The organism is Verrucosispora sp. WMMD703, from assembly GCF_049178935.1.
Classification (GTDB): Bacteria; Actinomycetota; Actinomycetes; order Mycobacteriales; family Micromonosporaceae; genus Micromonospora; species Micromonospora sediminimaris.
Window position 1 is genome coordinate 1,578,068 of sequence record NZ_JBMHMM010000004.1, and the last position, 12,080, is coordinate 1,590,147.

Below are 12,080 nucleotides of genomic sequence, written 5' to 3' on the forward strand. Positions count from 1 at the left end.
AGTCGCCGGGCGATGTTAGCGCTAACCCGTCGAAGTGACGCGACTCTGGAAGGTGCTGAGACACATGAAGAATCTCGTACATCCGAGCGGTTCTCCGCGACGACGGTGGCGCACCGGAGCGACGGTGCGCGGGCTGGCGGTCGGGTTGCTGGTGGCCGGCATGGCGCTGGTCGGGCCCAGCGGTGCCGCCCAGGCAGGGACCACGTTGGGCACCTCGGCGGCGGAGAAGGGCCGCTACTTCGGTGCCGCCGTCGGCACGTACAAGTTCAACGACAACACCTACATGACGGTGCTGAACCGCGAGTTCAACAGCCTGGTCGCCGAGAACGAGATGAAGTGGGACGCCACCGAGCCGCAGCGGGGCGTGTTCAACTTCAGCGCCGGTGACCGCATCGTCAACCACGCCCGATCGCGGGGGATGAAGGTACGGGGACACACCCTGCTGTGGCACGCACAGCAGCCCGGTTGGGCGCAGGGCCTCTCCGGCGGCGACCTGCGCAACGCCGCCATCAACCACGTCACCCAGGTGGCCTCCCACTTCCGGGGTCAGATCTACTCGTGGGACGTGGTGAACGAGGCGTTTGCCGACGGTGGCAGCGGCGCGCGGCGGGACTCGAACCTGCAACGCACCGGCAACGACTGGATCGAGGCCGCCTTCCGCGCCGCCCGCGCGGCCGACCCTGGCGCCAAGCTCTGCTACAACGACTACAACACCGACGGCATCAACGCGAAGTCGACAGGCATCTACAACATGGTGCGCGACTTCAAGCAGCGCGGCGTCCCGATCGACTGCGTCGGCTTCCAGTCCCACCTGGGCACCTCGCTACCCGGTGACTACCAGGCCAACCTCCAGCGCTTCGCCGACCTGGGCGTGGACGTGGAGATCACCGAACTGGACATCACCCAGGGCGGCAACCAGGCCAACATGTACGGCGCCGTCACCCGCGCCTGCCTGGCGATCTCGCGCTGCACCGGCATCACCGTGTGGGGCGTACGGGACTGTGACTCCTGGCGCGGCGGCGACAACGCCCTGCTCTTCGACTGCGCCGGCAACAAGAAGCCCGCGTACACGGCGGTCCTCGACGCCCTCAACGGCGGCAGCACCCCGAACCCGACCGGCAACAGGTTCCGCAACGACGCATCCGGCCGGTGCCTGGACGTCAACGGGGCGAGTTCGGCAAACGGCGCCCAGATGATCATCTGGGACTGCCACAACAATGCCAACCAGCAGTTCACCCAGAACGGGCGGGCGTTGCAGGTGATGGGCAAGTGCCTGGACGTACCGAACAATGCCGCCGCCGGCACCCGGGTGCAGATCTACGACTGCCACGGTGGAGCGAACCAGCAGTGGGTGATCAACAGCAACGCCACGATCAGCAACGCGCAGACCGGGCTCTGCCTGGACGTCAACGGCGCCGCCACCGCCAACGGCTCCGCCGTGATCGTGTGGGGCTGCCACGGTGGTGCCAACCAGCGCTGGACCCGGGCCTGACCTGATGAGCGCGACAGTCGGCACCGCGCAGAAGGGAACGCCAATGCTCCGATCCCGCTCACCTCGCTACCTGAGCCGGATGCTCAGCTGCGCCCTGGCCGCTCTCCTGGCGGTGCCGACTGTCGTGCTCGGCGGTGCCACACCCGCCGCCGCCGACACCAGCCAGTTCCGTGGTGTCAACTGGGCCAGGTTGGGTGACAACTTCCACGGCGGGCCGCTGGTCCTGCACGGCCTGAGCAGCTCCGACAGCTATGCGACGGTGGTGGCCAAGGCCAACGCGATCTACACCGGCTTCCAGATCAACCTGGACGCCAACACGGTCCGGCTGCCGATCAACACCTACACCGTCGGTACGAGCTGGTGGAATGCGTACACCGGCGCGATCGACGCCGCCACCGCGAAGGGCCTCAAGGTCGTCCTCTCCTACTGGGACGACGGCGTGGCCGCCAGCGGCGGTCGGATCGTCAACACCACCGCCTTCAACACCATGTGGAACACCGTGGTCGCCAGGTACGGCAGCAACGACCTGGTGTACTTCGAGCCGATGAACGAGCCGGGCGGGCACAGCGCCGCGGACTGGGCGAACGTGGTGAACAACTGGCTCACCGCCCGCCCGTCGATCCCCCGCCACCGGGTCTTCGTCAGCGGGGCCGGCCTGAACACCGACATCAAGTCGATGTGCGCCGACCGCCGGCTCGACGGGACGATCGTGTCGCTGCACCACTACACCTTCTTCAGCGGCGCGAAGACCTACGACCAGTGGGTGACGTTCCTGCGGGACGCGATCGGCTCCTGCGCCGCCCGTACCGTGATGGACGAGTTCGGCGCGCCGATGGACACCGGGCTCAACTACCACGACACCGCCAGCACCGACAACTTCGTACGCTACTTCCGCGCCACCACCGAGGTGCTGCGGGAACTGCGGATCGGCTCGATCTACTGGCCGGCCCTGGGCGGCAAGGTCACCGCGGGCCAGGGCGACGACTGGTACGCCATGCAGAAGTTGCACGGCACCGGCACCAACCTCACCCTCAGCACCCCCAACGCCAGCGGTCTCGACCGCCTCCGGTACGCCTGGGGCCTGACCGGCGGCGGCACACCGGACCCGGTGAGCCGGTTGCGCAACGTCGGCACCGGGCAGTGTCTGGACATCCCCGGCGCGACGACCGCGAACATCCAGGTCCAGGTGTACGCCTGCAACGACACCGCCGCCCAGCGGTGGACCGTGACGGCCGGCGGGCAGCTCACCGCTCTTGCCGGCCAGCGGTGCCTCGACGCGTACAACCGGGGGACGGTGAACGGCACCGTCGTCGGCACGTACGCGTGCAACGGCGGCGACAACCAACGGTGGACGATCGGCGGCGACGGCACGATCCGCAGCGCGCAGTCCGGTCTCTGCCTGGACGTGAACACCACCACCTTGAAGGTCCAACTCTGGGCCTGCTGGGGCGGCGACAACCAGAAGTGGCAGGTGCAGAACGCCTGACCTGGCACACCCGACCGCGCGTACGCCGAGGCCGGGCCCGTGCCCATCGTGCGGCGCGGTATGTCAATGGCTTCCGGTGGCGGCCCGGGAGCGGAGGGAGAAGAGATGAGATCTGTTGTCCGTGCCGGAAGAGGTGCCCTACTGGCGCTGGCGGTGTTCGTCTCCGCTGCACTGCCAGCCGTGTTCGCAGACCAGGCTCCGGCCCTGGCTGCCGTCCAGGAGACGCTGTACGTCGCGCCCGGTGGAAACGACGCCAACCCGGGCACGCTCGCCGCACCGTTCAGGACGCTACAGCGCGCCCGGGACGTGGTCCGCACGAAGACCGCGACCATGACCGGCGACATCCAGGTCTACCTTCGCGGTGGCAGCTACCCGGTGAGCAGCACGATCGAGTTCGGGGCAAGCGATTCCGGCGCCAACGGCCACCGGGTGATCTACGCCGCGTACCCCGACGAGACGCCGGTTCTTGAAGCCGGTGTGCAGGTGACCGGTTGGACCCAGCACAGCGGGAACATCTGGAAGGCGCCGCTCGACCGGGCCAACAAGCTGCGGGCGCTCTACGTGAACGGCCAGCGGGCCTACATGGCGGCCAAGACGATCACATCCGGGGGCTGCCACGGCACGTACACCATCACCGCGGGACAGGCCGACTGGGCGTGGGAGTCGGGCTCGCAGTGTGAGGGCGCGAGGTACAACCCCGCCGATTTTCCGGCGATCTCCCGCAACCAGGAAGACATCGAGATCGAGACCGGCACCACCTGGACCACTGCCATCGTGGGAGTTCGTCAGGTGACGACGAGCGGTGACGGGCAGAGTCGTATCGCGCTGTTCCAGCAGCCGGGCGCCGCCATCGCGCAGGGGGCGTTCAACGGCAACGCCCAGATCAACGGTACCCACAAGGTGATGAACGCCTACGAGTTCCTGGACTCGCCGGGGGAGTTCTACTTCGACAAGTCCAGCCGGACGCTCTACTACTACAAGGCCGGCGCCGACAACATGTCCACCGCGTCGGTCTTCGCGCCCAACAACGTGACCACCGTGCTGCGGGTCGCCGGCACCTCGACCAGCAACCACGCGCGCAACATCACGTTCTCCGGTCTCACCGTGCGGCACTCCGACTGGAACCTGTTCAACGTCGCCGGCTCGGTGTTCAAGCAGGCCCAGCAGGGCAATCTCGGCGCGCAGGCGTACGCGCGCGGCAACTTCCACGTCTACTACTACCGCAACGTCGACCTCACCCCCGGCATCATCCACCTGCAGAACGCCAACGCGATCCGATTGGAGCGCAACCGGATCGCGCACACCGGGGCCGACGGAATCACCCTGGTCAACGACGTGACGAACACGCAGTTGATCGGCAACTACACAAACGACATCGCCGGAACGGCGATAAGCGTGGGTCACCCGCAGCACGTCTACGTCGGCGATCACACGTCGAGCAACCGCGAGAAGTACCCGCCGCAGGTCGAGGGGCTTCCGAAGAACATTGAGATCAGGAACAACTACATCCACGACAGCTCGGTGCTGTTCAACGGGCACGGCGCGGTCGCGGCGTACTTCGCCGACACCCTGACGGTGCAGCACAACCGCATCGAGAAGGCCCCGTGGGCGGGCATCACGATGGGCTGGGGTTGGTGGAACTTCGACGGGTCCTCAGGGTCGATCGCGCCCAACCGGCCGACCACCACGGCGAAGAACAACACCATCAGTCACAACCACATCATCGACACGGTGCAGCGGCTCAGTGACACGGCACCGATCTATACGCTGGGCAGCCAGCCGGGCACCGTCATCCACGACAACTATTTCCAGGGCGTTCCGGCTGGCCACAAGTACGGACTCCACCCGGACGAGGGCTCGGCGTTCATCACCTTCCGGGACAACGTCCTGAGCGTGGACAAGAACATCACCTGGATGATCAACTCAGACGACTTCGGGCGCAAGCACGACCTTCACATCACGCAGACTTACGGCCCGATAAACAAGGTCTCCAACAAGAACCTGCCCAACAGCACCATCCACGACATCCTCGTCTCCTCCGACTACGTCTGGCCGGCGGCGGCCTACGGAATCGCTGTCAACTCCGGGCTCCAGGACTCGTTCCGGGACATCACCCAGCCGCGCAACCTGCCCGCGCAGGACTACGTCCTACCGGCCAGCACGTTCGTCGGCAGCGGCACGTCCTCGATCCCGATCCGCAGCAGCGGCGATGCGACCAGGTCGCTGTGGCTGGCCCCCTCCGGCACCACCACCTTCGCCGCCGGCCCGACGATGACCAGGGCAGACGGCAACGCCACGTCCATCGCGGTGCCGACGTCGTCGGGTGACTACCGGCTCTACGTCGTCGACGCGCAGGGCAATCGGTCGGCCGAGTCGAAGTCTCTCGTCCGGCGGCAGGGCACCGGCGGTACGACTGACACGCAGCTCGTCGGCGGCCAGTCCGGCCGCTGCATCGAGGTCCCCGGCGCGACCACCACGAACGGTACCCAGACGCAGCTGTGGGACTGCTCCGGCGGCTCGCATCAGCGGTGGACCTACACGGCGAGCAAACAGTTCACCGTCTACGGCAACAAGTGCCTGGACGCGAACGGGGCGGGTACCAGCAACGGCACCACGGTCATCATCTGGGACTGCCACGGCGGGCTCAACCAGCAGTGGAACGTCAACGCCAACGGCACCATCACCAACGTCCAGTCCGGACTCTGCCTCGACGCCAATGGCGCCGCCACCGCCAACGGGACAAAGATCATTCTTTGGTCCTGCAACGGCGGCGCGAACCAGCAGTGGAGTCGACGTAGCTGAAGCCGCATCCGGGGGCCAGGCGCCGACCGTGCCTGGCCCCTGGCGCGTGCGGACAGGCTGACGGTCTGGACGAGGTCTGGGTGAGCTGGCACCATGTGCCGATCATGAGCCGGGTCTGGACGGAGAACCTGTTGAACAGCGTGTGGTCGGGGCCGGGTCGGTTGCTGGGGCGATCGGGTGCCCGCGCAGTGGGCAGGTTGGCCGCGGCAGCAGGTGCCGCTGTCGCGTTGGCCCTGGCGGCTGGCTGTGCCGACGCCGCCTCGCCACCATCAGGTCCGAGCCCGTCGGCAGGCGCGGTGCAGCAGGACCTCCACACATGGCTGCACGAGGGTGCGAAGAAAGTCGGCCAGGACACCTACTCGACACGTTTCACCATGACCCGCAGTGACGTCGAGGGAGCGTCGGTCAGTACGACGGTCGAGATGACGGTGGACCCGGCCAGACGCCGGAGCGACATGACCATCCGCTTCCCCATTCGGCAACCCGGCCACTTCCAGTGGATCGAGATCAAGACCGTCGACGAAGAGAGTTGGATGCGGATCTTCGGCTTCGGGGAGCCCCCCGAGGGGTGGCTACCGGTCGACCTGCCGCGCCTGCTGGGTGCGGACTCCTCGCTCTTCATCGGTACGCAGGCGACGGACAATCTGCAGGAACTGGTGAAGACATCGGTCGAGCTGCGGCTCGTCACCGAACGAGCCGTTCGTGGTGTCCTCGACCTACGTCGGCATCCTCACCTGACCGTCGAGCTGCGTAGGGAACTGTCGGCGACGAACACGATGATGCCCTTCGACGCCACCCTCGACGCGCAGGGCCGGCTCACGAATCTGACGCTGCACTTCGACCAGGCGGAAGCGGGCGCCGGTCAGTGGCAGTTTCTCTACCACTCGTTCGGCCGGCGGCAGCCGATCGAACCGCCACCCGCTGGGGACGTACTCGAACCGGACGACCTTGACCCGCAACTGCTTGCCGAACTGCGCGAGGTTGGCTGGTTGTAGGCAGGCCGCCGCACCGGGACTGCCGCAGCTACGATCGGCCGGTGGCCCGGCCCCTCGATCGCATCGCTCTGATCTCCGACGTCCACGGCAACCTGACCGCGCTGGAGGCCGTGCTGGCCGACATCGACGCACGCGGCATCGAGCGGATCTTCAACCTCGGCGACTACGTCGGCAAGGGGCCGCGTGGCCGCGAGGTGGTCGAGATCTGCAGGGAGCGCTGTGAGGTCAACATCCTTGGCAACTGGGACGACTTCCTCCCCGACCCGGACCGCAGCTACGACAACGAGGCGATGGCCTGGTGGTTGGCGCAGCTCGCCGCCGGCCAGGGCGACTGGCTGCGCGGCCTGCCGTTCAGCCACGACTTTGTGCTCAGCGGGCGGCGGGTGCGGCTCTTCCACGCGTCGGCGACAAGCGTGCACCGTCGGGTCCGGTTCGACCACGACGAGGCCGAGTTCCTCGGCATGTTCGCCAACACCCCGGCCACCGGCGACGGACCGGAGCCCACGGTCGTGGGCTACGGCGACACCCACGATCCGTTCTACGAGGTGGACCGGGACCGCCGAACCCTGTTCAACACCGGCAGCGTCGGCAATGCGATGGGCGATCCGACCCCGGTCTACGTGATCCTCGAAGGTGTCCTCGACGCGGCGGCCGACGCGCCGTTCTCGATCCAGTTCGTCCGCGTGCCGTACGACTTCGAGGCCGAGTTGGCCGTGGCGTCCCGGCTGGGCATGCCCGAGTTGGATGGGTACGTCTCCGAGCTGCGGCACGGCATCTACCGGGGCGCGATGCACGCTCCGGCCGGACCGAGGTACCACCGGCAGCCGAGACCGCGTCCGTCGGCCGAGTGATCGGTCCGGAACGACCGTGCCCGGCGGTGGCGGTGAATGAGCGAGAAGGACGAGCGCGTGGCGCGAGAATGACGGCATGCGTGCCGCCTACATAGAGGGTCCGGGTCCGGCCGACGTGATCCGGTACGGGGATCTGCCGGCGCCACGTCCCGGTCCGACCGATGTCCTCGTCGACGTCCTGGCGACGACAGTCAACCCGGTCGACACCTTCGTGCGTTCCGGGGCGTACCCGACGCCGTTGCCGTTGCCGTTCATCGTCGGCCGTGACCTGGTCGGGCGGGTGACGGCGCTGGGGCCCGGTGTGAGCGGCTTCGGCGTCGGTGACCTGGTGTGGTGCAACAGCCTCGGGCACGACGGCCGGCAGGGCAGCTCCGCCGAGCAGGCCGTCGTGCCGGCGGATCGGCTGTACCGACTTCCGACGGCTGTCGATCCGGCGGTCGCGGTGGCCGTGCTGCACCCCGCCGCTACCGCCTACCTGGGTCTTGTGGTGCACGGGCGGTTGCGGGTCGGGGAGACCGTGTTGGTGGGCGGTGGCGGCGGAAACGTCGGCTCGGCACTTGTGGCGCTCGCGACGGCGGCTGGTGCCCGCGTCGTGGTCACCGCGTCCGCCGCGGACGCCGAGTACTGCCGGCATCTCGGGGCCGCAGAGGTTCTCGACTACCGGGCGCCCGATCTGATCGGTCGGTTGAGGTCGGTGTGCCCTGACGGTATCGACCTGTACCTCGACACGTCGGGACGGAACGATCTTGAATCGATCGTCGATCTGATCGGGATACGTGGCCGGATCGTGTTGCTGGCGGGACCCCGCACCAGGCCGGTGCTACCCGCCGGCCCCCTCTACCTGAACGATCGCACGGTCACCGGCTTCGTCATCTCCCGCGCCACCACTGCCGAGTTGGCCGCGGCTGCCGGCACCGTCAACCGGATGCTCGTCGCCGGGGAGTTGGCCCCACGCGGCATGGTACGGATTCCGCTGTCGGCGGTCGCCGAGGCGCACCGGATGATCGAGCAGGGTGAGCTGCGCGGACGGCGGGTCGTCATCACGCCGTGAGCTGGCGCGTGGTGCGCGTCGTCACGGTCCGAGAGTCGTGTCGAGCATCTCGACGAGGTGTTCGGCCGCCGCCGCCGTGTCGTAGTCGGGGTCGTGGAGTTGCTCGGCGACGATCGCGTCGATGCCCCCACCGACGATGATCGCCGTGGTGCGTACGTCGATGTCGCCGCTGCCGCCACGGGCGATCCGGGCCGCGTCGATGAGTTCGGCCAGGGGACGCCAACGGGCGGCCGGATCGTGGTCGCCGTCGTCGTGGACCATCGCCTCGATGATCATGCGAGTGTGTCGGGGATGCTCCCGCAGGTGCCCGACCATCGACCTGACGTACGCGGCGGGCCGGTTCGCGGTGTCGGCGGCCTCGACCGCACCGGCGACGTCTGCGACGAGGGCGGCGAGGGCGTGTTCGTGTGCGGCGCGTACGACGGCGGCCTTGGTGGGGAAGTGGTAAAGCACGGCGGCCTTGGTGATGCCGGCGCGTTCGGCGATGGCGGCCAGTGAGGCGCCCGCGTAGCCCCGGTCGGCGACCAACTCGATGGTGACCTCGATCAGTTGGGCGCGGCGGGCGCGTTCGATCAGGGTCGGTTCCGCCGTCGCGCCTTCTCGTCTCCTTGTCACCCGCCAGATTCTACCGTACGGTCGAAAAATCTACCGATCGGTTAGGAGTGTGTCGTGCGGACCAGGCTGATGAAGGCTCTCAACCGGCTGAGGCCCAGGTCACGATGGCTGCGTCTGGTCCTGGCCGGGCTCGCACTTATCGCGCTGGTGGCCACCTTCGCCCTTCGCCAGCCCGCGCCGATCGGCCACTGGGACAGCGCCGACGGGCAGGACCGGTTCCTCCGGGCCTACACCGAGGCCTTCGCCGCCCTGCCCGACCCGACGGAGACCTTCGACGTACGTACCGACTACGGCATCGTGCGCGTCTACCGCTTCGCCGGCACCGGCGCGGACGACGGCGGTACGAGCACCCCGTTGCTGCTGCTGCCCGGGCACGCCTCGGGCACGCCGGTCTGGGCTGACAACGTGCCCCTGCTGCTGCCCATCGGCGACGTCTACACCGTCGACCTGCTCGGCGAGCCGGGCATGAGCGTGCAGAATCGCCCGATCGACAGCGACGAGGCGCAGGCCGAGTGGTTGCACCAGACCCTCCAGGCGCTCCCACCGGACGAGTTCCACCTGGTCGGTCTCTCGATCGGTGGCTGGACCGCGGTCAACCTCGCCCTGCACAGACCGGACCACATCGCGTCGATGACCGTCATCGACCCGGTGTACGTCTTCGCCGACATGCCGTTCGGCACGATCGTGCGCTCCATCCCGGCCGCGTTGCCCTGGCTGCCGAGATCGTGGCGGGACAGCTTCAACTCGTACACCGCTGGCGGGGCGCCGGTCGAGGACGAGCCGGTCGCCGACATGATCGAAGCCGGCATGCAGCACTACAAGCTCCGGCTGCCGCAGCCCACGCGGATCAGCGAGGAACGCCTCCGTCGACTCGACCTGCCGGTCCTGGCGATCATCGCTGGTGAATCGGTGATGCACGACCCGCAGCAGGCCGTCGAGACCGCCCGCCGGACCCTGCCGCGGGGCACGGTCCGGCTCTACCCGGGTGCTTCCCATGCCGTCAACGGCGAGCAGCCCGAACGGATCGCCGCCGATATCGCCGGTTTCGTCGAGGAGGCTGTCTGACCACCGCTGATCGAGGCCGGGCGGGTCCGACGGTCAGAAGAGGGTGGTGGGCTCGACCGGGATCGGTTCCGGCAGCGGTGCCAGCTGCGGTACGCGGGCGCGTACCTCGTCGTGGAAGCGGCGGGCCAGGGTCGGCGCGTCGGCGTTGTCCGGGGTGTGGATGAAAACGGTAGGCGACCGGCCCTCGCGCAGCCACTCCGCGGTCACGTCCACCCACCGCCGCCAGCCCTCGACGGTGCGCGCGGGGTCGTCGCGACCGAGGTAACGGACGATCGGCCGGGCGGTGAGCGCGACCGTACGCGGCGGCATCCTGGGCTTCTTCGTCCAGGCGTCCCGCTCGGCGTCGCTGGTCGGCGGTTCGGTGAAGAACGCCGTGGTGTCGAACGGGATCCACTCGGCGTCCGTCTCCGCCAGGGTCGTCTCCAGCAGCCGGGTCGCCCGGGGGTCGGTGAAGAAGGCCGGGTCGCGCACCTCCACGGCGGGTCGGTGGGCGGCGGGCAGGCGGCGCAGGAAACGGGCGAGCGTGGGTACGTCGTCCGGGCCGAAGGAGCCGGGCAACTGCACCCAGAGGGCGTACGCCCGGGAGCCGAGTGGCTCGATCGCGTCGAGGAAGGCGCGCATCGGCTGGTCGACGTCAGTGAGGCGGCGTTCCTGGGTGACCACCTTCGGCAGCTTCACCACGAAGCGAAAGTCGGGTCCGGTCTGCTCCGCCCACGAGACGACCGTCTCGCGGGCCGGGGTGGCGTAGAAGGTGGTGTTGCCCTCGACCGCGTCGCACCAGCCGGCGTAGTGCCGTAGCCGTTCCTGCGCCGGCAGCGGATGGGGGAGCAGCCGCCCCTGCCACGACCGGTGGGTCCACATCGCACACCCGACGTGCAGTCGCATGGCCACCTGCTCAGCCGGCGTCGACGCGTTCGACGGTGATTGTGGAAACGCCAACCGTCGCGTCGATGTCGTAGCGGTCCGTCGCGGAGTTCCACTCCGGCGGGGTGAAGGTGGTGCCGCCGGCCACCCCGGAGTGGCTGGTGCCGTCGATGGTGACCGAACCGGCGCCGCCGCCGACGCGTACCTGCACGGGCGCGTCGCCGGCAAGGCGGACGACGACCTGGCTCGCTCCGCCGCCGAGCATGGTCCGCTGCGTCCCCTCCGGTGCCGGCAGCGTCAGCTCGACACGGTTCGCGCCGGCGGTGAACTCGATGTCACCGACCTGCGCGCCGCGCAGGTCGAGCTGCTGCTCCTTGGCACCACCGTTGAGTCGGACGTGCCAGCGGACCGACTCGGCCAGCACCGCCTCCACGACCGCCGGGCCGTCCCGGTCGGTGCCCCGGAGGCTGGTCAGCAGGCTACCGTCGGTGAACGAGACCGCGGGACGGACGTTGGCGTCGCGGGGGGTCGACACCCGGTACGCGTCGTCGCCGAGGTCGGCGGTGCGCACCCGGACCACGTCGGCGCCGTCGAGCAGGACGAAGGTGGCCTCCCGCAGATCGCCGACGGCACCGGTGACGACGTGCCCGTTGCGGCCGTCGCCCCGGACCGTCACCCACGTCCAGGTGGCAACCGCCACCACCACGATGACCAGTACGGCCGCACCGATCCCCCACCACAACCGTCGTCCGCCGGCCGCCTGAGTGTTCTCCACGTCGCCTCCCGTACATCGATGACCGCACGGATTACTACCCGTCTGTCACCGACTCTTACGCGCGCCACGCCCGGTGGGCTCACC

At 68.6% G+C, this 12,080-nt stretch carries 10 protein-coding genes; 7 read left to right on the forward strand and 3 right to left on the reverse strand.

The window, feature by feature from the left end; genetic code table 11:
• Positions 1 to 64 precede the first annotated feature (64 nt).
• The 6 genes from ACN26Z_RS07865 (at position 65) to ACN26Z_RS07890 (ending at position 8,677) form a co-directional block, all read left to right on the forward strand.
• Positions 65 to 1,492 carry an endo-1,4-beta-xylanase gene (locus ACN26Z_RS07865; RefSeq protein ID WP_093401834.1) on the forward strand — a complete coding sequence of 476 codons (1,428 nt, stop codon included), beginning with the start codon at positions 65 to 67 and terminating at the stop codon, positions 1,490 to 1,492.
• 43 nt (positions 1,493 to 1,535) lie between these two features.
• Positions 1,536 to 2,978, forward strand: a complete 1,443-nt coding sequence (locus ACN26Z_RS07870; protein WP_421460509.1) for an RICIN domain-containing protein — start codon at positions 1,536 to 1,538, stop codon at positions 2,976 to 2,978.
• A 105-nt stretch (positions 2,979 to 3,083) separates the two neighbouring features.
• The gene (locus ACN26Z_RS07875; RefSeq protein WP_421460511.1) at positions 3,084 to 5,780 is read left to right on the forward strand and encodes an RICIN domain-containing protein; all 2,697 of its coding nucleotides are present in this window, start codon (positions 3,084 to 3,086) and stop codon (positions 5,778 to 5,780) included.
• A 374-nt stretch (positions 5,781 to 6,154) separates the two neighbouring features.
• The gene (locus tag ACN26Z_RS07880; RefSeq protein ID WP_421460513.1) at positions 6,155 to 6,775 is read left to right on the forward strand and encodes a hypothetical protein; all 621 of its coding nucleotides are present in this window, start codon (positions 6,155 to 6,157) and stop codon (positions 6,773 to 6,775) included.
• 41 nt (positions 6,776 to 6,816) lie between these two features.
• On the forward strand, positions 6,817 to 7,626 hold the full coding sequence (locus ACN26Z_RS07885; RefSeq protein WP_282239781.1) for a metallophosphoesterase family protein: 810 nt from the start codon (positions 6,817 to 6,819) through the stop codon (positions 7,624 to 7,626).
• Positions 7,627 to 7,702: 76 nt separating this feature from the next.
• A complete protein-coding gene (locus ACN26Z_RS07890) occupies positions 7,703 to 8,677 on the forward strand; it encodes an NADPH:quinone reductase (RefSeq protein WP_421460515.1) in 975 nt (324 codons plus the stop codon).
• 21 nt (positions 8,678 to 8,698) lie between these two features.
• Here ACN26Z_RS07890 and ACN26Z_RS07895 read toward each other — a convergent pair whose 3' ends face one another.
• Entirely contained in the window at positions 8,699 to 9,292 is a 594-nt protein-coding gene (locus tag ACN26Z_RS07895) for a TetR/AcrR family transcriptional regulator (protein ID WP_282239779.1), read from the reverse strand.
• 54 nt (positions 9,293 to 9,346) lie between these two features.
• On the opposite strand from ACN26Z_RS07895, the gene ACN26Z_RS07900 reads away from it, so the two are divergent.
• On the forward strand, positions 9,347 to 10,357 hold the full coding sequence (locus tag ACN26Z_RS07900) for an alpha/beta fold hydrolase (protein ID WP_421460518.1): 1,011 nt from the start codon (positions 9,347 to 9,349) through the stop codon (positions 10,355 to 10,357).
• Between the two features lie 33 nt (positions 10,358 to 10,390).
• Here the strand turns inward: ACN26Z_RS07900 and ACN26Z_RS07905 are convergent, their stop codons facing one another.
• Positions 10,391 to 11,218, reverse strand: a complete 828-nt coding sequence (locus tag ACN26Z_RS07905) for a DUF72 domain-containing protein (RefSeq protein ID WP_421464568.1) — start codon at positions 11,216 to 11,218, stop codon at positions 10,391 to 10,393.
• Positions 11,219 to 11,252: 34 nt separating this feature from the next.
• A complete protein-coding gene (locus tag ACN26Z_RS07910) occupies positions 11,253 to 11,996 on the reverse strand; it encodes a hypothetical protein (RefSeq protein WP_421460521.1) in 744 nt (247 codons plus the stop codon).
• Positions 11,997 to 12,080: the final 84 nt, after the last annotated feature.

Excerpts from the sequence above, each read along its gene's own strand:
- ACN26Z_RS07865 (WP_093401834.1), top strand. The coding sequence starts at position 65 with ATGAAGAATCTCGTACATCCGAGCGGTTCTCCGCGACGACGGTGGCGC.
- ACN26Z_RS07870 (WP_421460509.1), top strand. The coding sequence starts at position 1,536 with ATGCTCCGATCCCGCTCACCTCGCTACCTGAGCCGGATGCTCAGCTGC.
- ACN26Z_RS07875 (WP_421460511.1), top strand. The coding sequence starts at position 3,084 with ATGAGATCTGTTGTCCGTGCCGGAAGAGGTGCCCTACTGGCGCTGGCG.
- ACN26Z_RS07880 (WP_421460513.1), top strand. The coding sequence starts at position 6,155 with ATGACCCGCAGTGACGTCGAGGGAGCGTCGGTCAGTACGACGGTCGAG.
- ACN26Z_RS07890 (WP_421460515.1), top strand. The coding sequence starts at position 7,703 with ATGCGTGCCGCCTACATAGAGGGTCCGGGTCCGGCCGACGTGATCCGG.
- ACN26Z_RS07905 (WP_421464568.1), bottom strand. The coding sequence starts at position 11,218 with ATGTGGACCCACCGGTCGTGGCAGGGGCGGCTGCTCCCCCATCCGCTG.